This is a genomic window from Hoyosella levis, assembly GCF_026008515.1.
Classification (GTDB): domain Bacteria; phylum Actinomycetota; class Actinomycetes; order Mycobacteriales; family Mycobacteriaceae; genus Lolliginicoccus; species Lolliginicoccus levis.
On the sequence record NZ_BQYM01000010.1, the window covers coordinates 152,460 to 174,517 of the forward strand.

The 22,058-nt window shown below is 68.1% G+C and carries 17 protein-coding genes; 5 read left to right on the forward strand and 12 right to left on the reverse strand.

Annotation, left to right across the window (positions count from 1 at the left end):
* Positions 1–18: 18 nt before the first annotated feature.
* Positions 19–2,235 (reverse strand): fatty acid desaturase, encoded by a 2,217-nt coding sequence (locus QC765_RS12460; RefSeq protein ID WP_278314762.1) that lies wholly within the window; start codon positions 2,233–2,235, stop codon positions 19–21.
* A gap of 132 nt (positions 2,236–2,367) precedes the next feature.
* Here QC765_RS12460 and QC765_RS12465 point away from each other — a divergent pair, with 132 nt between their 5' ends.
* The gene (locus tag QC765_RS12465; protein ID WP_278314763.1) at positions 2,368–3,336 is read left to right on the forward strand and encodes a helix-turn-helix transcriptional regulator; all 969 of its coding nucleotides are present in this window, start codon (positions 2,368–2,370) and stop codon (positions 3,334–3,336) included.
* Between the two features lie 23 nt (positions 3,337–3,359).
* On the opposite strand, the gene QC765_RS12470 is transcribed toward QC765_RS12465, so the two are convergent.
* Genes QC765_RS12470 through QC765_RS12495 form a run of 6 tightly spaced genes read right to left on the reverse strand, consistent with a single transcriptional unit; the run spans position 3,360 to position 11,591 of the window.
* Positions 3,360–4,700 carry a vWA domain-containing protein gene (locus QC765_RS12470; protein ID WP_278314764.1) on the reverse strand — a complete coding sequence of 447 codons (1,341 nt, stop codon included), beginning with the start codon at positions 4,698–4,700 and terminating at the stop codon, positions 3,360–3,362.
* A gap of 4 nt (positions 4,701–4,704) precedes the next feature.
* Positions 4,705–5,562, reverse strand: coding sequence for an AAA family ATPase (locus QC765_RS12475; RefSeq protein WP_278314803.1), 858 nt, complete (start codon positions 5,560–5,562; stop codon positions 4,705–4,707).
* Positions 5,563–5,596: 34 nt separating this feature from the next.
* Entirely contained in the window at positions 5,597–6,538 is a 942-nt protein-coding gene (locus QC765_RS12480) for an acyl-CoA dehydrogenase family protein (protein ID WP_278314765.1), read from the reverse strand.
* A gap of 36 nt (positions 6,539–6,574) precedes the next feature.
* On the reverse strand, positions 6,575–10,129 hold the full coding sequence (uca, locus tag QC765_RS12485; protein ID WP_278314766.1) for an urea carboxylase: 3,555 nt from the start codon (positions 10,127–10,129) through the stop codon (positions 6,575–6,577).
* Positions 10,126–10,731: an urea amidolyase associated protein UAAP2 gene (locus QC765_RS12490; protein ID WP_278314767.1), complete on the reverse strand. Its 606-nt coding sequence runs from the start codon at positions 10,729–10,731 to the stop codon at positions 10,126–10,128. Before QC765_RS12490 ends, uca begins: the two co-directional genes overlap by 4 nt.
* A gap of 11 nt (positions 10,732–10,742) precedes the next feature.
* On the reverse strand, positions 10,743–11,591 hold the full coding sequence (locus QC765_RS12495) for an urea amidolyase associated protein UAAP1 (protein ID WP_278314768.1): 849 nt from the start codon (positions 11,589–11,591) through the stop codon (positions 10,743–10,745).
* 293 nt (positions 11,592–11,884) lie between these two features.
* On the opposite strand from QC765_RS12495, the gene QC765_RS12500 reads away from it, so the two are divergent.
* From QC765_RS12500 to atzF, 4 genes are all read left to right on the forward strand, one after another.
* A complete protein-coding gene (locus QC765_RS12500) occupies positions 11,885–13,381 on the forward strand; it encodes a high affinity choline transporter 1 (RefSeq protein ID WP_278314769.1) in 1,497 nt (498 codons plus the stop codon).
* Positions 13,382–13,497: 116 nt separating this feature from the next.
* Positions 13,498–14,193, forward strand: coding sequence for a TetR/AcrR family transcriptional regulator (locus tag QC765_RS12505; RefSeq protein WP_278314770.1), 696 nt, complete (start codon positions 13,498–13,500; stop codon positions 14,191–14,193).
* A gap of 105 nt (positions 14,194–14,298) precedes the next feature.
* On the forward strand, positions 14,299–14,508 hold the full coding sequence (locus tag QC765_RS12510) for a PLDc N-terminal domain-containing protein (RefSeq protein ID WP_278314771.1): 210 nt from the start codon (positions 14,299–14,301) through the stop codon (positions 14,506–14,508).
* 120 nt (positions 14,509–14,628) lie between these two features.
* Positions 14,629–16,311, forward strand: coding sequence for an allophanate hydrolase (atzF, locus tag QC765_RS12515; RefSeq protein ID WP_278314772.1), 1,683 nt, complete (start codon positions 14,629–14,631; stop codon positions 16,309–16,311).
* Positions 16,312–16,444: 133 nt separating this feature from the next.
* Here the strand turns inward: atzF and QC765_RS12520 are convergent, their stop codons facing one another.
* The 5 genes from QC765_RS12520 to QC765_RS12540 form a co-directional block, all read right to left on the reverse strand.
* On the reverse strand, positions 16,445–16,966 hold the full coding sequence (locus QC765_RS12520; protein ID WP_278314774.1) for a hypothetical protein: 522 nt from the start codon (positions 16,964–16,966) through the stop codon (positions 16,445–16,447).
* Positions 16,967–17,040: 74 nt separating this feature from the next.
* Positions 17,041–17,238, reverse strand: coding sequence for a hypothetical protein (locus QC765_RS12525; RefSeq protein ID WP_278314775.1), 198 nt, complete (start codon positions 17,236–17,238; stop codon positions 17,041–17,043).
* Between the two features lie 322 nt (positions 17,239–17,560).
* Positions 17,561–18,541, reverse strand: a complete 981-nt coding sequence (locus tag QC765_RS12530; RefSeq protein WP_278314776.1) for a hypothetical protein — start codon at positions 18,539–18,541, stop codon at positions 17,561–17,563.
* A 149-nt stretch (positions 18,542–18,690) separates the two neighbouring features.
* Positions 18,691–19,374, reverse strand: coding sequence for a GOLPH3/VPS74 family protein (locus QC765_RS12535; protein WP_278314777.1), 684 nt, complete (start codon positions 19,372–19,374; stop codon positions 18,691–18,693).
* Between the two features lie 189 nt (positions 19,375–19,563).
* On the reverse strand, positions 19,564–21,945 hold the full coding sequence (locus QC765_RS12540; RefSeq protein ID WP_278314778.1) for an ATP-binding cassette domain-containing protein: 2,382 nt from the start codon (positions 21,943–21,945) through the stop codon (positions 19,564–19,566).
* Positions 21,946–22,058: the final 113 nt, after the last annotated feature.

Genomic DNA, 22,058 nt, shown 5'->3' on the forward strand with positions numbered 1-22,058 from the left:
CGCGATCGATGTGTTCCCTCACAGATCCAGGTCGATGTCCGAGCAAGCCAGGCTGTCGCACACTGTGATCCGCTGGACGCCGGTGCCGGAGTCCTCGTTCTGTGTCGTGCCACTGAGCTTCGGGGTCACGCACGCTCGGCACAATCCGCGACGGCACCCGGTCGGCACCGAGATCCCGGCACGGGAAGCCGCTTCGAGCAAGGTCGTTGCGCCGTCGATCTCGACCTTGCGATCGCTGCGCCGGAAGTTCACGGTATAGCGGCGACCGTCGTCGACGGGTCGTACCAGCTCTGGTGGCGTGAACGATTCGGTGTGGAACAACTGTGGCGGTTGCCCGAGGCCAGTAAGGCATCCCCGAACCGCTTCGACAAGTCCGCCCGGGGCGCAGACGAACGTCTCGCGCTCGTGCGCGTCGGTAACGAGTTGCTCGATCAGGGTCGCCGCCGGTTGCTCGCCGGTGAACAGGTGCACGCGGATGCCGGACTTGCGCCCGAGCTCGCGAATCTCGCGCTCGAAGAGTGTCGACTGCTTGTCGCGGTTGAAGTACAGGAGCACCGCGTCCGATGGTCGCTCCGCAGGCTCCGCTCCCGCGTCGCTGGCGTTGCGTTCGCGGGCGATCCGGCGCAGCTGGCTGATGATCGGCGTGATCCCGACACCACCGGCCACGAACAGTGATTTCGCGGGAACCTCGGTCATGATGAGGCCGCCGGTCGTGGTGGGGGCACCGACAACGGTCACGTAGGCGCCTGAGTCCAGCGTGTCGTTCAACGCGTTCGAGACTCGTCCGCCGTCGACCCGCTTGATGCAGATATCCATCGTGTCGGAGCCGTCGCTGTCGTGCACCAGGCTGTACTGGCGCACGAGCGATTCTCCACGGTGCTCGACCCGCACCGAGATGAAGGCGCCGGCTTCCCATCGCACGTCGTCCCATCCGTGCGGCTTCTCGAGCCGAACCAGCCGGGCGCGACCGCCGGCCAGTTCCTGCGTCGCGACGACGCGTGCCGGAACGTTGTACCAGCGCGGCTTGTCGAGGTAGGGAGCATCCGGGAGCAAGCGGTACTTCGCGCCGGCGACAACGCGCCGAGCCAGGGACAGCGGCTGCTTCAGCAATCGCCGCGGGCTCGAGCTCTCGCGCTCCCCTACCGGAACCGACAGCCCGGCGAGAGCCTGCACCAACAACGCCGCGGTGTCGCCGATCGGTGTCTCGTGATAGGGCAGGCCATGGCGGCGCGCGATCTCCTTGACCTGCGGCGCGATCTCGCGCTGCCGGTTGGGCGGCAGGTCGGGAAACAGGTGGTGCTCGATGTGAGTGTCCAAGCCGCCGTAGAAAATACGGAAGTCCGGCCGGTTCTCGAACGGCACCTCCTCCTCGAGGATGCGCGCGAGCATCGAATCAAGCTTGTCGTTGCGCAGGAAGTTCCGCGTCGCACGGATCTGCCTGATGTAGTACTCGTCGCGCGTCTCGTCGGGACCGGGCTCCGGAAACACTTCGACGTCACCAGCATGGTGCTCGATGATCACCAGGAACAGCACGGCGAGGTAGCCGGCGACCCCACCGACGTGGTTGCCAAGCAGCGTCGGAAGAAACCGCGTACCTGCTGCGCGCGGTTCGGTGATGAGCCGGCGCACCGTGTCGCGGTAGGCGACGCGGGCGGGGACGCGCAAGGTGTCGACACTGAAGAAGGGCGCGCTCTTCATCTGCCGGGACGCGTTCGTCACGACGAACGGCGCCACCTGGGCGAAGAACGGCGTTGCCGCGCCGACCAGGAGGAGTTGCAGCGCGTGGTGGCCGAACCAGTCCTGTCCGGCCTGGGCGCGCACGACGCTGTACCCGAGATCGTGGTCGCGACCGAGAATGTTCGTGTTCGGGTGATGTCCCTCGTGATGCATCACCTTCCACTCGGCGATGTCGACGTTGAAGTCCCACTGGTAACGGTCGGAATGAAACTCACCCGCGTTCGACAGGTGGTCATAGGACCCGTGAATGATGTTGTGGCCCAGCTCGGAGAACTGCAGAAGCCGATACAGCATCTCCAGAACCACCGCCCGGCTCACCGCCCTCGGGCCGCCCGAGCGGAGCAGTTCGCGGCGCCGGGCATCGATGGCCTTCGAGTAGGCGCTGACGGCCCGGATGTGGGCGAGGTCCTCCTCGCCGACCTTCGCCTTCGTGCGGGCGTAGAGATCCTGGATCTCCTCGGAGAGGGCTGCTTGCCGGACGACATCTAGGGTGGTCATGAGAACAACGGTAGGGCGATCACGGTTCCAGAAGAATGTTCGCTTCGGGCGGTTATTTGATAACTTCGGACAATGGCTATGGCTGCAGCGCCCGCATGGTCAGTGCCGCGCGGCACTGAAGGCGTGCGAATCATGGCACAAGGCGTCACCGGTCACATGACCATCGCCGAGGTGCTGGCGGGAACCGGACTGACCGAGGCAGATCTGGTTGACGAGACGACCGAGATCTGGGCGCACCAGGAATTCGCCGTTGTCCGCAACATCGTCGGCAAGCTCGGTGACCACACCGGCCAGGGGATCGAGGTCGGCGGCTTCAGCACCTTTGGCCGGGCCGGGATCGTCGGTTTCACGTTCCTGGCCAGCGCCACGGTGCGAGAAGGCCTCGAACGCATTGCTCCCTACCTCGCGCTCGCGCCGTCGCACGTTCGCCTGTCGGTCGACTCCGACTCCACTCACTTGTACATCGTCGCTGACGACACCGAGATTCCTGCCGACGTGCGGCCATTCATTGTCGAGCGGGATCTCGCGGGCTTCGCCGCCGTGCTCAGGGGAGCCGGCGTCGAGCTCGCGCCGGAGTGGATCGAGACCACTCTCGACGAGGAGCGGGCTGAACGTCTCGTGCGCACGTGGTCGGCAACGGCTGAGATCCGGCCCAACCGGGCACGCAACCGCATTGCAGGGCCGCCGGGAATGCTCGATGCTCCGCTCCCGCAGGCTGATCCGAACACCGCCAGGCTCTTCGAGCGGCAGTGCGCTGAGGTCCTCGATCGTCGGCTCGCGCGTGTTGGGCTGGCCGGTCAGATCCGCAGCCGGCTGCTCAACGATCCAGCGCATTTCCCATCGATGCAGACCGTCGCCGACGAGCTCCATCTCGACCCACGGACGCTCCGCCGCAGACTGACCGATGAAGGAACGTCGTTCCGGGCGCTCGCCGAAGACGTTCGATGGACCCTCGCCGAAAGACTTCTCGCTCAAGACATGCCGATCGAAGAGATTGCGCTCCGTCTTGGCTATGCGGAAACGGCGAGCTTCACGCACGCGTTCACCCGGTGGACTGGCGTGGCTCCGAGCCGGAGTCGCGCTCGAAGCCGTCGGCGCTGATCGGCGTCCGGTGCAGCGGGCAGCTAGCCCAGCTCCTCGATCACCTCGGTCAGTTGCCCGAGATTGCGGCACTCGAGCATGTCGATCACCTCGGCGTACTCGAGCGCCGCGGAATCGCCGGTCCCCCAGCTCGCGCGCGGCTCGGGGTTGAGCCAGTAGGCCCGGCGCGCGCGCTCCACCAGGCCCGCGACAGCGTCCGCCCGGGGCGGGAGGTTGTTCGCGCGGGCGTCACCGATGATGAGGAGGGTCGTTCTTGGCGTGAGGGCATCAGCGTAGGTGTCGGTGAAGCCGCGCAAGACCTTCCCGTAGTCGGTTCCGCTGCCCATTACCTGCTGCGTAGTCGCGCCCTCCATGGCCGTAAGCGCATCAAGCGCATCGCTGTGGCGGACGAAGTGCTTCGTGACCTCCTCGGGCGTGCTGATGAACACGAACGACCGCACGCGGGCGAACTCCTGCTGCAATGCCGCGAGCAGGAGCAGCGCGAAGCGCGCGAACGTTGCCCCCGATGCGCTGATGTCGCACAGCACGACCAGCTCGGGGCGGTGCGGGCGCTTCGGGCGATGCTTCAGGTTGACCGGGACGCCCCCGGTGGCGAGCGAGGCGCGGATAGTCCGCCGGAAGTCGAGCGCGCCCCGGCGTCCGTGGTGCCGCTTCATGCTCATTCGCGCCGCGAGCCGCCGGGCGAGCGGATGCAACTGCCGTCGCATCTCGGCGATCTCGGCCTGCGACGCGGCGGCGAAGCTCACCATCTCCAGCGGCTGCACCCGCACCGCTTCCGCGCCAGCGCCCTGCTCCTCGAGGATGCGTCGCCGTGCCTCGGCCTCGACAAGCTCCTCGAAGCGCTTGAGCCGGGCATCGAACCGGGCCCGGGCGATCGCAGTGGGCATGGCGGATTCCTCAGCGGCGGCACGCATCAGCCCTGCCATGAGGGTTCGGGGCGACATCGTGGTGAGCACGGTAGCGGGCGACCATGATGTCCCCGTGCCACGCGCGCTAGGGATCTGCCCGAGCTGCTCGACCGCTTCGCGCGCGATCTCGTAGAGCTCGCCCTCGTCTCCGTCGAGGACGGCTTCGGTGAGCTCGCCGCGCAGGGCCTGTACCTTGGCGGCGGGGTCCGCGGGCGGTTCCGAGCGTGTCTCCCGCGCTGTCGCGTTATCGGGGAACCACAGGTCGAACAGGGTGTCGAAGAGCTGCCGGTGGGATTGCCGCTTCACCAGCGTGGCCCCATACAGCGCGTGGAGCTTGCGCCGGTCGAGCGCGGGCAATGCCGCGATGCCATCGAGCGCGTCGAGGCCCTCGGACGTCGAGGCGGGCACGCCAGCATCCCGGAGCGCCTGCAGGAAACCGAGGTGACGGTCGAGCATGCGGCTACTCCGCGAGCTTCAGGCCGGTGATCGCCCTCGCATGATCAGAGGCATGCTTGAGCACCACGCCCAGCGTCCGCGTGATGGTGCGCCCATCGAGCCGGGTCGTGCCCAGCGCCCGCAGCGTGCGTCCCCAGTCGAGCGTCTCCGCGATCGAGGGTGCCTTCTTCAGCTCGAGGCCGCTCAACGCCTCGACCGTCTCGGCAAGCTGCCGCGCGAGGGTCTCGTCGATGCCCGGGATGCGGCGTAGCACGATATCGCGCTCCCGCTCGATCGACGGGTACTCCAAATTGAGGTAGAGGCACCGGCGCTTGAGGGCCTCGGAGAGCTCCCGGGTGGCGTTCGAGGTCAGCACGACAAAAGGCTTGGCGGTGGCCCGCATCGTGCCGAGCTCGGGGATCGTCACCTGGAAGTCCGACAGGATCTCGAGCAGCAGGCCCTCGAACTCGAGGTCCGTCTTGTCGATCTCGTCGATCAGCAGGACGGTGCGAGTCTCGCTGCGGATCGCGGTCAGCAGTGGCCTGGTCAGCAGAAATCGCTCGCTGAACACGTCATCGGAAAGACCATCGGCATCCTTGGTGGCCTGGATGCTCAACAGTTGCTTCGAGTAGTTCCACTCGTACAGCGCGCGGGATTCGTCGAGGCCCTCGTAGCACTGCAAGCGGATCAGCGGCACCCCGGCGGCGCTGGCGACAGCCTTGGCGAGCTCGGTCTTGCCCACCCCCGCCGGGCCCTCGATCAGCAATGGCTTGCCGAGAGCGTCCGCGAGGAACACTGTCAGTGATGTGTCCTCGTCGGGCAGGTAGCCCTCGGCCTCGAGTTGCCCGCTGACATCCTCGGGGTCGGTGAAGAACCTGGTCATCGCATCCTCGTCCACGTCGCCAGCATACGGTGGGCTAGCATCCCGCCTGGTTGACCGTCGCCCACGCGGAATCCAGCCGTGCCGCTCGCGCGCGGCCAGCAATGCCCAGCAGCGCCTTGTCCCTCTGCCACATCTCCGCGACAGCTGGATCCGCATCCGCCCACAGGGGCTCGAGCTGCTCGACGGCATGAGCGGCGGACGCGAGCGCCCCAGCGAGGGCGATGTGCACTGCCGGCGAGGCGGGATCGGCGCACCCGAGCGGGCGCAGCGCCAGGATCGCGCTGATGATCTGCTGCTGGACATCGCGCGGCCACCCCGATTGCCGCGCGATGCGAACCAGCCACCCCAGCACCGCCGCGGTCACGTGGATGTCCTCGATGGTGCGGAACGGCTTGATGTAACGGGTGTAGCCGTCCCCATCAAGAACATCGGCGCCGAGGCCTTCACCCAGCTGGACCTCATCGAGCTGGACCTCGCCGTGGGGCAGCTCGGGAACCATCGGCAGCGGTGGCCGCACCGTGACAGTCACGCCTGGTTGGTCCGCGCGCACCCGGACCACGCGGAGGCTGTTGCGTCCCTCGGCCGAGGTTCCGGCGCTGGCGGCGACGAGCAGCTCGGACGCCTCGGGCCCGAAGGTGACGAACGTCTTTGTTCCGTTGAGGACCCAACCGTTTCCAATGGGCCTAATGGAAGTGTTGATCGCACGCGGATGGCCGCCACCCGCCTCGGTGACGCACATGGCCGCGATGCCCTCGCCGAGCCCCGGATCGAGGACGCGCAGCGCGACCTGGTAGCCCGAGCCGAACGCGAGCCCGACGCAGCTCGCGCCGAAACCCGCGGCGGCCGCGGCATCGACTGAATCCGGGAACAGGCGGGCGATCTGGCAGTGCCGGTCCCAGAACTCGGCGGTGGTCTCCCGGGAGGGGGCCGTCGCGGGCGCGGTGAGCAGATGCTGGAGCAGGGGCTCGCAATCCATGGAGCGAGCCTAGCGGTAGCAGGGCGCCCAAGCCCCCTACCGCAGGACGATGACGCCCTCCCCCGCCGCGACCTGGGTGCCCGCGCCCACCAGGACCTGATCGACGGTCCCCGCGCGCGGAGCAATGAGGACGGTCTCCATCTTCATGGCCTCGAGCGCGAGCAAGGGCTGGCCCTCCGCCACCTCGTCACCGGGAGCGACGTTGATCTTCCACACGTTGGCGATGAACGGGGAGTCGATGAGCACGCCGCCCTCGGGCACCACCACATCCTCGGTGGGCGCGGGCACATCCACGGCGGCGTCCTGGCGGTCGAACTCGCCGGAGGCTTCCCATGCATCCCGCTCGGCGGAGAACGCGGCGGCCTGCTTGGCGCGGAAGCTCGCGATCGCGTCGGCGTTGTCGGCGAGGAACCGGCGATGCTCGGCGAGGGAGAACTCCCCCTCGGTGATATCGGGCTCGAACCTGCCCGCCGCCATGTCGGCGCGCATGTCGAGCAGGTCCTCGGGCGAGACGGGGTACCACTGGATGCGATCGAAGAAGCGCAACAGCCACGGGGTTTCTGCGTGCCGCTGCCAGATCTGGGTGGTGCGGCCGACGAACTGGTAGCCGCCGGGCCCCTCCATGCCATAGATGCACAGGTAGGCGCCGCCGATGCCGACGGCGTTCTCCGGCGTCCAGGTGCGGGCCGGGTTGTACTTGGTGGTGACGAGCCGGTGGCGGGGGTCGAGCGGGGTGGCGACGGGCGCGCCGAGGTAGACGTCACCGAGGCCGAGGACGAGGTACTCAGCGTCGAAGACGGTGTCGAATACCTCCTCGACAGTGGCGAGGCCGTTGACGCGTCGGATGAACTCGATGTTCCACGGGCACCAGGGTGCATCGGAGCGCACCCCGGACATGTAGCGCTCGATCGCTTCGCGGGTGGCGGGATCGTCCCACGACAGCGGCAGCCGCACGGTGCGGCTGGGCACGACGAGCTCGCTGGCGGCGGGGATGTCGTTCTCGAGCTCGCGGAGCAGCCCGACGAGTGTCGGCACGGGCAGCACGTCCGGATCGACGTGCACCTGGAGGGACCGGATGCCGGGGGTGAGGTCGAGGATTCCGGGATGCGCGGCTTGCTCCAGCCGGGTGTGCAGGGCGTGGACGCGGGCGCGGAGCTCGAGGTCGAGGGTGATGTCGCCGTACTCGACGAGCACGTTGTCGTCGCCGGAGCGGCGGTAGGCCAGCGATGGGAGGTCGCCACGGTCGGCCTCGCGGTGGAGCACGCCGTCATCGCCATCGCCGCCTGTGGAGCTGGTGGTCCAGCGGGTGGCGTCGAGCGCACGCGAGGAGGCCGCGTCGGTGGATTTGATGGGCACGAAGCGGACGGTGTCGCCGGGACGCAGCTGTCCCAGCTTCCATCGCTGGGAGGCCACCACGGTGACGGGGCAGACGAATCCGCCGAGGCTGGGCCCGTCAGGCCCGAGCAGGATGGGGGTGTCGCCGGTGAAGTCGAGCGCACCGACCGAATAGGCGTTGTCGTGGATGTTGGATGGGTGGAGCCCTGCCTCGCCGCCGTCGGTGCGGGCCCAGCGCGGCTTGGGGCCGATCAGCCGGACGCCGGTGCGGGCGGAGTTGAAATGCACCTCGTAGTCGGTGGCATGCAGGGTAGCGATGTCGTCGCGGGTGAAGAACTCCGGCGCGGCGTGGGGGCCCTCGGTGACGGCGAGCTCCCAGTGGTGGGCGAACGCGGGGCGCTCGGTGATCGGCGTGCCGGTGGCGGTGGTGCCGCGGGCGCGCAGCACGTCCCCCTTGGCGAGCGCGCGTCCGCCGTGGCCACCGAACTGCCCGAGGGTGAACGTCGACGCGCTGCCGAGGTACTCGGGCACATCGAGCCCTCCGGCGACGAGCACGTACGTGCGCAGGCCCGCCTCGCTGGCACCGATGTCGAGAGTCGCCCCCGCGGGGACGGTGATCGGCTCCCACATCGGCGCGGGCTTGCCGTCGATCGTCACGGGGACGTCCGCGCCGGTGATGCACACGGTGGTGGGGTCGGTGAATCGCAGCGCGGGTCCGGTCGCGGTGCATTCGAGGCCGGGCACGCCCTCGTCGTTGCCCAGCGCCCGGTTGCCGAGGCGAAACGACAGGTCATCCATGGGCCCGCTCGGCGGGACGCCGATCTGCCACAACCCAGTGCGGCCGGGGTAGTCCTGGACGGTGGTCTGCATGCCGGGGCGCTCGATGACGATGCGCGGCTCGGTGTCGGTGACGTGCGCGAGAGTTCCGGTGTGATGCTCGGCGGCGAGGACGTCGGGGACGGTGGTGATGGCGCGCAGCAGCCCAAGGTTGGTCTCGATGCCGTCGATGCGGGTGTGGCGCAGCGCCTCCCCGAGCCCGGTGAACGCGGTGGCACGGTCATCGGCGGCGGTGATGATCTTGGCGAGCATTGGGTCGTAGGCGGTGGAGACGACGGTGCCGGTCTCCACCCACCCGTCCACGCGAACCTGCGAACCGGTGGGCAGCTCGACGTTGGTGAGCGTGCCCGCCGACGGCAGGTAGTCGCGGGTGGGGTCCTCGGCGTAGACCCGCGCCTCCACGGCGTGGCCGCGCACTGGCACGCGGGCCACGTGGCCGGTGATCGCATCGAGGCGCTGGCCCTGGGCGAGCTCGAGCATCATGCGGACGAGATCGACCCCGGTCACGGCCTCGGTGACGGGATGCTCGACCTGCAGGCGGGCATTGACCTCAAGGAACGACGCCTCGCCGCGGTGGGGGTCGTAGACAAACTCGACAGTGCCAGCGCTGCGATAGCGCACGGATTCCGCGAGCGCGCGCGAGGTGTCGTGCAGCTGCTGGCGCAGGTGCTCGGGCAGGCCGGGCGCGGGTGCTTCCTCGATGACCTTCTGGTTGCGGCGCTGCAGCGAGCAGTCGCGGTCGCCGAGGGTGAGGACGTTGCCGGTGCCGTCACCGAGGATCTGCACCTCGATGTGGCGGGCGTCCTGGATGTAGCGCTCGGCGAAGACCCCGGTGGTGGAGAAGCTATGCGAGGCGAGGCGGGCGACGTTGCTATAGGCGGCGATCAGCTCGTCGTCGTCCCGGCACACCTGCATGCCGATGCCGCCACCGCCGCCAGTGGCCTTGAGCATGATCGGGTAGCCGATCAACTCCGCAGCGACCACGGCCTCATCGGCGCTCGCGAGCAAGTCGGTGCCGGCAATCATGGGGACCCCGGCCTCGGCCGCGGCGGCGCGGGCGGTGTGTTTCGTGCCGAAGACGCGGAGCTGCTCGGGCGTGGGGCCGACGAATGCGATGCCCTCGGCCTCGACCTGCTCGGCGAACGCGGCGTCCTCGGAGAGGAACCCGTAGCCGGGATGGATGGCTCCCGCCCCGGTCTTGCGCGCGGCGGCGAGGATCGCCTCGGCATTGAGGTAGGACTCGCGCGGCGGGGTCGGCCCGATGTGCACGGCCTCATCCGCCATGCGGACGTGGGCGGCACCGCGGTCAGCGTCGGAGAACACCGCGACGGTGCGCAGCCCCATCTCGCGGGCGGTGCGGATGATGCGGCAGGCGATCTCGCCGCGGTTAGCGATCAGCAGGGTGTCGAAGGTGCTCATGCGCGGGTCACCACCATGCGGACCGGGGTGGGGTTGAACCCGTTGCAGGGATTGTTGATCTGCGGGCAGTTCGACACGAGCACGAGGGTGTCGGTCTCCGCGCGCAGCGACACCTTCTTGCCGGGGGCGGAGATGCCATCGACGATGCCGAGCGTGCCATCGGGATCCACGGGGACATTCATGAACCAGTTGATGTTGGAGACGAGGTCGCGCTTGCCGAGGCCCCACTTGCTGCCCTCGATGAGGAAGTTCTCCACGCAGGCGTGCTGGTGCTTGGTGTGGTGGCCGTAGCGCAGGGTGTTCGATTCCTGGGAGCAGGCGCCGCCGAGGGTGTCGTGGCGGCCGCAGTCGTCGTGGGTGACGGTCATCAGCGGGGCGCCGGTGCTCGACCGCAGGATGCTGCCCTTGCCAAGGTAGGCATTGCCCTGCGCGGATATGGTCTCGGGCGCGCTGTACCTGATGGCGGTGTCGGCGGCGTCGTAGAGGATGCAGTCAACAGCCTGGTTGCCCTCGAGATCGATGATGGTCAGCGTGTCGCCGGCGGTGATGATCGCGGACCAGGGGGCGCGCGCGGGAACGGTCTGGTCAAGGACGGTGGTCATGCTGGTCTCCTTCACAGGGTGCCGCGCGCGGCGAGGTAGTCGTCGGTGTTGGCCACCGCGCGGAGGTATTCGGGGTCGGCACTGGGCAGGTCGTCGAGATCGCCGGGAGCGTTCCAGGCGAGGATCTCGAGCCCGGTGGTGGCGAACTCCGGGTCGGGGTCGAGGCGGTGGGCGGTGTTGGCGATCAGCACGATCGCGGGCAGGTGCAGCAGGATCTCGACGTGCGCGCCGGGACCGGCGGTGCCCTCGCTGACGAGCGTTCCGTCCTCGGCGACGCGGATGCCGTGGAACAGGGACATCGACGGTGGCAGGCCACGGCGGTCGAGGCCGTGCTTGGCCGCGGCGAGGGTGAAGAGCTCGAGCCCGGCCGGGGAAGCGGAGTGCACGGTGCCGTCGCCGTACTTTGCGGTGTTGGCGGCGAGGGTGGTGGTGCCGCACAGCAGGTCGTGCTTGCCGGAGGTGTCGGCGACGACGCTGGCGATGATGCGGCCCTGGTCGGTGAGCAGCGGGTGGCCGGTGCCGAGGTAGGCCTGCCAGGGGATCTTGACGGTATCGGCGACGTTGAGCCGCTCCCAGGGCTGGTCGGCGTGGAACAGCAGCAGGTGGGCGCAGGCGTTGCCGGTGGTGTCGGTGAGGCGCAGCCGGGTGCCGCGGGCGAGCACCTTGGTGGTGTAGCGGCCGCCGGCGAGCTGCTCGGCCCAGGTGAGCCGGTTCGCGTCGATGCCTGGCGGCGGGGTGGGCCAGGCAGTGGCGGGGATGGTGGGCATGGAGTCGCTCGTGGTGCCGGCCTGGGCACGTGCGTGCTCGCGAGCGCCGCGCGTGGTGGCGGTGGTGGTGCCTGCGGTGGTGGTCGTGGTCATGGCGCGTCCTTCAACGACGAATATCTGTCAGTTGACAGTTTTTCTCATCCATGGACCCGCTGGGTGACGTCCGGGTAACCGTTGGTTTCCACCATGTTTCGGCCGTGGTGGACCGGCAAAACCGATGCGGGCCAGTGCTTTTGTAAAGCAATCACGGACCCGCATTAACGGAAGGTTTACCGCCGCGAAACCACCCGAATCGCCCCCGGTCGTAGGTTTCTGTCATTCGACAGGTACCTCCGGGTGCCCCCTTGCTGCCAGACCCTTGGCCGACCCGACCGATGAGGAATCCGATGATCATTGCCGGCGTAGCACTCTTCGTCCTCGCGCTCCTGATGGCTGGTGTCTACGCCGCCCGGAGGGTCCAGGGCAGCAGCCACAACTACCTCCTCGCCGGGCGCACCCTCGCCGTCCCCGTCGTTGCCATCCTGCTCGCCTCCCAGGCCATCGACTCCAACGGCATCCTCGGCAACACCGACCTCTCCGCCGCGTTCGGCTTCTGGGCCGGCGCAGCGCTGCCCATCGGCCTCGCGCTCTGCCTCATCATCGCCGGGCTGTTCTTCGCCAAGCCCATGCGCGAGTACCGCATCGTCACCCTCCCGGACTTCTTCGAGCGACGCTTCGGACGCAGCATCGAGGTTCCCGCGGCAATACTGACCGTCCTCGCCTTCGGCATCCTCGTCGCTGGCAACCTCGTCGCCCTCGGCTTCCTCCTCGACCGCTTCGCCGGGATCCCCTACACCGCCGCGATCCTCATCGCTATCCCCATCGTCATCTGCTACACCATCGCCGGAGGCATGTTCTCGTCCAGCTACATCGGCATCGGGATGATCATCGTCAACATCGTCGGCATGCTCGCGCTCTTCGGCTGGATGGTCGCCACCTATGGGCTCTCCGCCCCTGCCGGCCTCGGCCCGCTGGACCTCTCGCAACTGACCAGCGCGGACGAGGGCGCCGTCATCAACTGGGCCACCATCGTCGCCCTCGCGCTCGGCAACCTCGTCGCCATCGACCTCATGCAGCGCATCTTCGCCTCCAAGTGCCCCCGCACCGCCCAGAAGGCCTGCTTCGGCGGCGCCGCCCTGATCCTCGCTATCTGCATCCCCTTCTCCCTCGTCGCGCTGACCGCCGTCACCGTCCTCGGCGACGAGATCGCCAACGGCCCCATCCTCTACACCCTGCTCAGCGACTACGCCCCGCCCGTGCTCGCCATCATCGTGCTCTCCGGCATCGTCACCGCTTCGCTGACCACCGCCAGCGGAGTGCTGCTCTCCTGCTCCGCGGTGATCACCCGCAACATCCTCCAGCTCGGGCGCACCGCCTCCCTCGACACCGCGCACGCCATGACCGCCACCCGCATCGCGATGATCCCCATGGCCCTGGTCGGCGCGTTCGTCGCGCTGCGCATCCCCCAGACCGGCATCCTGCTCACGCTGACCTTCGACCTGCTGCTCGCCGGGCTCGTCGTGCCGTTCATCCTCGGCCTGTACTGGACCTCCCGCGGCACCGTCTCCGCCGCCATGGCCGCGATCATCGCCGGAGTAACCGTCCGCGTGGGGCTGTTCGTCCTCACCCCCACCATCTACGGCGTGGACAACACCCTGCTCTATCTCGACAACGGGCTGCTCACCGCCGCGATGGACGGCTGGTCCACCTTCCTCGCCGCCGGGGCATCACTGGCCGCCTACCTCGTGGTGGCACTGCTCACCAAGCCTGTGGCTCCGGTCAGCGCCCTGCCAGCGGACTCGGTGGTGGTGGCCCAGCCCGAGCCGGTGGGTGCGCGGGCCTAGGCCTCGCCAGCGCTCCGATCGTGAAAGTCCAGCCACGTGGGAGGTGGCTGGACATTCACGATTCGGGGGCGAAGCCAGTGGCGACACCCGTCTAGCTACCTGCCAAGATGGACGCCGTGACATCCTCCAGCGACGAGTCCCCTGCGCCTGCCCAAGGCGCTGGCCGCCCGCGCCTCAGCGACCGCAAGCGCCCCGGCGAGACCGCGCGCGAGGAGATCCTCGACGCGGCAGCGGAACTGTTCACCAACCGTGGCTACGCCTCGACCTCCACCCGCCGCATCGCCGAGGCCGTGGGCGTGCGCCAGGCCACCCTCTACCACTACTTCCGCACCAAGGACGACATCCTCGAAGCGCTGCTCAGCACGACCGTCGCGCCCATGCTCGAGGCTGCGACCACGATCGCGGGCCACACTGCCTCCGCTGCCGCCCGGCTGCATGCCACCGCGCTGCTTGACGGCACCCAGCTCTGGCAGAGCCGCTGGAACATCGGCGCCCTCTACCTGCTGCCCGAGCTGCGCACCGAGCGGTTCGAGCAGTTCGTGCAAGCCCGCGAGGCGTTGCGCGCCACGTACCGGCAGCTCGCCGCCCTTGTGCTCGATGACCTCGCGAGCCGCGGTGTCCGCGAGCTGCCCGACGCGAGCGAGGACATCCCGCTGCGGCTCGTCGAGACTCTGGTCAACCTCCGCTGGGACAACGTCGGGGTCGTCGACGAGCCACGACGCACCGCCGACGCCGTCATCCGGGCGCTCGGCTGGACCGGTGACTGGAACGAACTGCGCGGCGAGTCGGCTCGCTTGCTCGCGATGCTGTGATCGGTGCCCGGTGCCCCAGCGCGAGGGTCATTCGGCCCTACCGCGGGATCCATGGCTCGGTAGGTTTGATCTGACAGCACTCCGACCGGGAACGAGGATGCACCGATGGCATCATGGAATGAACTGACCTCCACCCAGCGCGGCGTCCTGCTCGGCGCCGCCTCGGTCCAGCTCAGCCTGGCAGTCTCGGCGTGGGCGGACCTCGCCTGCAGGCCAGCCGAGGAGGTCAACGGATCCAAGGGCAGGTGGGCCGCGATCATCGCGATCAACTTCATCGGGCCGATCGCGTATTTCACGCGAGGCCGGAAGCGCTAGGCGGTCCTCGGGAGCTCGGCGCACCGCAATGAGCAGTAATGCCGGGTTCACACGGGTGACACACGCTCCTCGCATACTACTATCTGTCAACTGACAGAAAACAGTGGATTCGAGGGCGACATGAACACCGCGCAGGAACGCGCGCGCCAGGCATACGCGCGCATCACCGAGACCGACCGTCCCGAGGCCTGGATACACCTGCGCCCCCTCGACGACGTCCTCGCCGACGCGCGGCGCATCGATGCCCGCGTCACGGGAGGCGAGCACCTGCCGCTCGCCGGGACGGCCTTCGCGGTTAAGGACAACGTCGATATCGCCGGGCTCCCCACCACGGCTGCCTGCCCGGGATTCGCCTACGAGGCCAAACGCACCGCGACCGCGGCGCAGCGGCTCATCGACGCGGGATCCCTTGTCCTCGGCAAGACAAATCTCGACCAGTTCGCCACCGGCCTCGTCGGCACTCGCAGTCCCTATGGCGCGTGCCGAAACGCGCATGACGCCGAACGGATCTCAGGCGGCTCGAGCTCCGGCTCCGCGGTCGTAGTCGCTCTCGGCATAGCCGACTTCGCGCTCGGCACCGACACGGCTGGCTCCGGGCGGGTGCCCGCCGCGCTCAACGGGATCGTCGGGATCAAAGGCACCCTCGGACTCGTGCCTGTGGACGGTGTTGTCCCCGCCTGCCCTTCCTATGACTGCGCCACAATCCTCGCCCCGACCCTTCCCGACGCGGTGCGCGTCATGCGCGTGATCACCGGCCCGAGCGATGGCGACCCAGCATCCCGCGGGTGGCCAGCCACCGCCCCCCTCGCTGCGCCGCCAGAGCCGGTTGTCGCCGTTCCCACCGCAAGCAACCTCACGGTCCTCTCCCCTTCCACCCGGGAGCTGTTCGACAAGGCGGCGCGACAGCTCGAGGAGCTGGGCGCGCGCCTCAAGGAGCTCGATATCACCCCGTTCCTCGAAGCGGCCCGGCTGCTGTACGACGGAGCGCTCGTCGCCGAGCGCTACGCCTCGTTCGGTGAATCCCTCGAGGAGCTCTCCAGGGATCCGGCCAACGGCGTTGATCCGACCGTTCGCGCGATCACGATGAAGGCGAGGGACATCCCGGCCCGCGACCTAGTCCGCGACCAGCAGCACCTGCGCGCGCTCCGGGTACACACCCGCTCCTTGCTCGAAGGGTTCGACGCGATGCTCGTGCCCACCGCCCCCGAGCACCCCACGATCGAGGACGCGCAGGCCGACCCGATCGGTGTGAACTCGCGCATGGGCACATTCACGAACTTCATGAACCTGCTCGACATGGCAGGGATCGCCGTGCCTGCCGGCGAGGCGGACGGCGCCCGCTTCGGCGTCACCATCGTCACGCGGGCCTTCGAGGACCAGGTCGGTATCGATATCGCCGCGCTGCTCACCGGCACCGAGGCGCCGCTGTACCCCAGCACCGGGCTCGACGTGGCGTTGTTCGGCGCGCACATGCGCGGGCTCGCACTCAACCACCAGATGATCACCCACGGTGGACGATTCATCCGCGAGATCGCTACCAGCCCTCGCTACACCATGCAGGCGCTGCCGACCGAGATCCCCAAGCCCGCCGTCACCCGCACCGGCAGCACCAGCCTCGTCGGCGAGCTGTGGCAACTACCCCCTGCCGGGCTCGGCGCTTTCCTCGACGCGCTGCCGCAGCCGATGACGCTCGGCAAGATCGAGCTCGCCGACGGCACCTGGGTGACGGGCTTCGGGTGCAGCGACCCCACCGGCGAGGACATCTCCGCCCACGGCGGGTGGCGCGCATACCTTGATAGCTAGCGCCGAGAGTGATCGCGGGCCGCGGTCACCGCAGGCCGCGCGCGATTCGCCTATGAAACGCAACAAGCAGCCGTGTGAACGGCTCCGGCCAGTTGAGTCCTATAGGCGAATTTCCGCGAAGCGCGGAGCTGAGCTAGAGCACCAGGATGAAGCGCTCCGCCACGCGCGGGGCTCCGCTCTGGTCGTAGGCGAATCCCATATAGACCCCTGGCTGGACCTGGCGGATCTCATCGCGGATGAACCCCAGTGGACCGCCGGAGTAGTCGATGAGGATGGCGGGCGCCCCATCGGCGTAGGACGGACCCACCCGCACCGAGGCAGGGAACACTTCCAGGCCGACCATGCGATTGGTGACGGTGCCCGTTCCGAATGCCTTGCCCTGCCACACCAGCTCGGCTACGGGATTGCCCTTCACGAATCCTTGGGCTGTGACGTTCTGCGGAACCGTGCCAGGACCGAGCGCGCGGTACAGCGCGTCATACTCGGCGGCGGAGCAACCGAATCGCAGGTCGTTCACGGTCGCGGCGGGATCACCCGGGTTGACCGAGCAGGATGGCCCGGTGCTGGGCTGCGCCGTCGCCACCGGCGCACCACCGGCGAGCATGGCGAGAGATGCGGCCCCTGCCGCGAGGGAACGTGTCCAGAACCTGCCCATGACGCACGCCTTCCGTTGATCATCAGTCCCCCTCCACCGTACGCAGAGTGGCGCGGATCACAAGCGCGCGAGGTCTAGAGGATGGCCGCCGGTTCGATCTCGTCGCAGCGGTGCCTCCAGCGGTGCACGAGCCACATCTCCACGAGCTCGGGGGCCACATTGATCTCGCGCGCCCAGTGGACGATCAAGCTGTTGTAGCGGAGGTAGCGCCGCGCAGTGATGGAGCTGACCGAGGGGTTCTCCAGCCATCCCTCGTTAATCAGGGTCGACACGCCATCCTGATGGATGAGCTGCGCCACGCCTTCCCCTGCACGCGCACCCCGCGCCCACGAGTAGGCCGCGAGAACAGGCACCCCGGCGCCGGGGATCCGGGGCCAGCCATTCGCCGTCCGGTGAGCCGCTGCATGCGGCTCAAGCCTTCCGGCATTCTCGAGATGCGTGCATGGCCCAGGTGCAGGTCCGCGGTAGACCAGGCGCGGGCGCGCGCGGCCGCCAGGCGCCAGAATGTCCTTGCAGAGCGTGCAATGCGCCAAGGGACGATTCGTCGGACCGAAGCGTGATAGCGGTCCCGAGACGTGGACCGTCGCGCTTGGCCTAGGCGGAGCTCCGGCTCGCAGAACCATCGAGGCGCGACTTATACAACCCGATCGCGCTGCCCACCAGCAGCACCGCGCCCGCGATGAGCACGGCCGCTGCTCCCCCGATCGCGCCGCCGGTCCAATGCCACACCGCCTCGGACACCGCGAGCGCCGTCGCGACAACCCCACCGATCACCAGGAGCGGCGAGCGCGTCGCGGAGAACAGAACGAAGCACGCCACCGCCACCACCGCCGCCAGCGAGTACGCCCACGCCTCGTAGTCCGCACCTAGTGCAAACTGCGACCCAGCGACCGCGATCACCACGCCCACCAGGAAGCCAGCCCACGCGGGAGCCACCACCGAGCGGGCGGCGACCACCAGCCATCCGATCCCCAGCATCACTAGCCCGACCGCCATGAACTCTTCGGCGACATGTAGGTCCCCGAGCGTCCCGACGACCGCGACGACGCTCATCACCGCGCATGCTGCCAGCGTCACCAGCGCGGGCATCGCAATATAGGCGCACACCGCCACGATGAGACCCGCGACCCCCGACCACATTCCCGCCTGGCTGGTTACGAACGTGCCCGGAGCGAACGCGATCGTCACTGAGGCCCCCGCGAACAGCGCTGCGCCGAGGCGTTCACGTGCTGAATTGCCATCAGTCGGCAACGCCCGAACCCCACCGGCGAAACCCACCGCCGCGATGATCAGCACCAGTGAGGTCACACCGAGGATAAGCGCCCGCGCGTCTCTCGATAGGTCCTCCCACGCCAGTCCGAGCAACAGCACCGCGCCCGCGACGACCAGAGCGCCACCGATATAGCCCGCCACCTCGGCGAGCACACGGCGCACGGATTGCCCGCGCTCCTCCCGGTGGCCTGCTTCCAGGGCCGCTATCACGGCTTCGCGCTGGTCCTCGCGCAGCACACCGGAGTCCACGAGTTCGCTCAGTTTCGCGAGCTGGGCCGGTTCGAGCGCGTTCGAGGTCGTCATTCGCGAAGCGTACAACCCGGCGATGGGCTTGGGTGGCCTGGTGGAACGGGCTCGGATAGCTCTGCGAGATCTGCTGGCTATTGTCACCCGACACGCCGCGACACACCCCGGCCGGGCGTGACATTGGCTAGCAGATCTGGGTGGAGGCTCTAGCCCCCTCCGGATGCGCTGGTGGCGGCGACGGAAGCAGCCACCCCGGCCGCGACAGCGGCGTTGGCTGCCTGCACCGCTTCGCGGACTCCCTTGCTCGCCCATTCCGTGGATCCATCGCCAGCCGCGATCTTCTTCGCCCGCGCCTTGGCGGCTTTGGCATCCCGCTTGCCCACGAGCGGCTTGAGGATGTCTGCCGCGGAGAGCAAGGCGATCAACGGGCCAGTCACATCGTCGGGCCGCGCTCCGCGCAGCACGCATGCCTTGACGCCCGAGGCCAGCTCACTTCGCCTGCGGGTGTCGAGCACGTCGTGGCGGGTGGTGGGGAACAGTCCAAGGATCTTGACCACGCGCGGTGCCACGACACGCTGCTCGGCCAGCTCGGCACAGACCTGCTTCTGGGCGCGCTTGCCGAGGCGGGTGACCGCATTGGCTGGCTTCTGCGGCTTGCGATCGACCAATCGACCGAGCGCTTCATCGAGCAAGGGGTCGCCAAGAGGATGCTTGTCGAGCACCTGGACGCGTGCGCGGCGCCCCTCCCCTTTCACTGCCAGCCGCTCGGCGGTGACCAGTTCCAGCAGAAGGGCACCACCGAGCACAGCATCCGAGACGGTGCTCGATATGTACGACTTGCCCGACTGCGGATCGGTGGTAAGCAGGACAAGATCGTGTGCAACTCCCATCGGTCAATTGTATTCGCCATGCTCGCGCGGCGCAGGGGGCGATGGTTGGCAGGACTGGCGGCCCGTCATCAGAATTTGCTGGCCATTGTCACGCGACACGCCGCGACACACCCCGCCCGGCCGTGACATCAGCTAGCAGATCCGAGCGCCAGCGGGGTGACCCGGAAGCGGCAGCGGTCACCCGCGTCCCTATTTGCTGGTGTACGCCGCGAGGTGCTCGCCGGTGAGGGTGGTGGGGCTGGCGATGAGGTCGGCGGGGGTGCCTTGGTAGACGATGTTTCCGCCGTCGTGGCCCGCTCCGGGTCCGAGGTCAATGATCCAGTCGGCGTGGGCCATGACGGCTTGGTGGTGCTCGATGACGATGACGGTCTTGCCGCTGTCGACGAGGCGGTCGAGGAGCGCTAGGAGGTTGTCGACGTCGGCTAGGTGGAGGCCGGTGGTGGGCTCGTCCAGGATGTAGGTATGCCCCTTGCCGCCCATGTGGGTGGCGAGCTTGAGGCGTTGGCGCTCGCCGCCGGAGAGGGAGGTGAGCGGCTGGCCGAGGGTGAGGTAGCCGAGCCCGACATCGGAGAGGCGCTTAAGGATGGTGTGCGCGGCGGGCGTGCGGGCGTCGCCGGTGCTGAAGTATTCGGTGGCTTCGGCGACGGACATGGCGAGGACGTCGGCGATATTGCGCCCGGCGAGGTGATATTCGAGCACGGCGGCCTGGAATCGCTTGCCGTCGCAGTCCTCGCAGGTGCTGGCGACTCCGGCCATCATGGCGAGATCGGTGAAGATGACCCCGGCGCCGTTGCAGGTGGGGCAGGCGCCTTCGGAGTTGGCGCTGAACAGGGCTGGCTTGACGCCGTTGGCCTTGGCAAACGCTTTGCGGATGGGTTCGAGCATCCCGGTGTAGGTGGCGGGGTTGGAGCGGCGGGAGCCCTTGATAGCGCCCTGATCGATGGTGATGATGCCCTCGCGACTGGCGAGGGAGCCGTGGATGAGGGAGCTCTTGCCGGACCCCGCGACGCCGGTGATGGCGCACAGCACCCCGGTAGGGATGTCGACGTCGACGTCATTGAGGTTGTGGGAGCTGGCGCCGCGGATCTCGAGCTTGCCGGTTGCTGTGCGCACGGTGGGCTTGATGGTCGCGCGGTGGTCGAGGTGCCGTCCGGTGAGGGTATTGCTGGCCCGCAGCCCGTCGATGGTGCCCTCGAAGCAGATGGTGCCGCCGTGGGTTCCAGCGCCAGGCCCGAGGTCGATGACGTGGTCGGCGATGGCGATGGCCTCGGGCTTGTGCTCGACAACGAGGACGGTGTTGCCCTTGTCCCGGAGGCGCAGCAGGAGGTTGTTCATGCGCGCGATGTCGTGGGGGTGCAGCCCGATGGTGGGTTCGTCGAACACGTAGGTGACGTCGGTGAGGGATGAGCCGAGATGGCGGATCATCTTGGTGCGTTGCGCCTCGCCGCCGGAGAGCGTGCCGGACGGCCGGTCGAGGGAGAGGTAGCCAAGGCCAATCTCGACGAAGGAATCGAGGGCGTGGCGGAGCTTGCCGAGCAGGGGGGCGACGGAGGGGGCATCGAGGTCGCGGATCCATGCAGCGAGGTCGGTGATCTGCATGGCGCAGGCATCGGCGATATTCATGCCGTTGATGCGTGAGCCGCGCGCTTCGGGGCTCAGCCTGGTGCCGTCGCATTCGGGGCAGGTGGTAAATGTGATGGCACGTTCAACGAATGCCCGGATGTGCGGCTGCACCGAATCGATGTCCTTGGACAGCATCGACTTCTGGATGCGCGGGATCAAGCCTTCGTAGGTGACATTGATGCCTTCGACCTTGACCTTGGTGGGTTCCTTGTAGAGCAGGTCGTGCATCTCACGCTTGTTGTAGCGGCCGATGGGCTTGTCGGGGTCGAAGAATCCGCATCCGCGGAAGATGCGTCCGTACCAGCCGTCCATGCTGTAGTTGGGGATAGTGAGCGCGCCCTCGTTCAGCGACTTGGAGTCGTCGAACAGGGCGGTCAGGTCGAAATCGGTGACGTTGCCCATGCCCTCGCAGCGCGGGCACATGCCACCAAGACGATTGAACGTGGCCTTCTCGGTCTTCGTCTTGGCCGATCCCCGCTCCACCGTGATCGCGCCACTCGCCCGCACCGACGGCACATTGAACGAGTACGCGTTCGGCGGGCCGATATACGGATCACCGAGACGGCTGAACAGGATCCGCAGCATCGCGTTCGCATCCGTCACCGTGCCGACCGTGGATCGCGCGTTCGCCCCGATGCGTTCCTGATCCACGATGATCGCCGTGGTCAAGCCCTCCATGACATCCACTTCGGGCCGCGCCAGCGCGGGCATGAAACCCTGCACGAAGGCGGAATACGTCTCATTGATCATGCGCTGCGACTCCGCAGCAATCGTGCCGAAGACCAGCGAGCTCTTTCCCGAGCCCGACACCCCGGTGAACACCGTCAATCGGCGCTTCGGGATCTCGACATCCACATCCTTGAGATTGTTCTCCCGCGCGCCCTGCACACGGATCACGTCATGGCTATCCGCCACATGCACCGCTGGATCCTGCTCGCTCACTGTCATGCCTCCCGCACGCCCGATGCTGCCTCGCCCGACCCCATCGATCTAACCACCGGAGTCCGACAGAAACTGGTCGATCCATCGACTCCCTGCGAGAGTGCACAAAACGACACCTC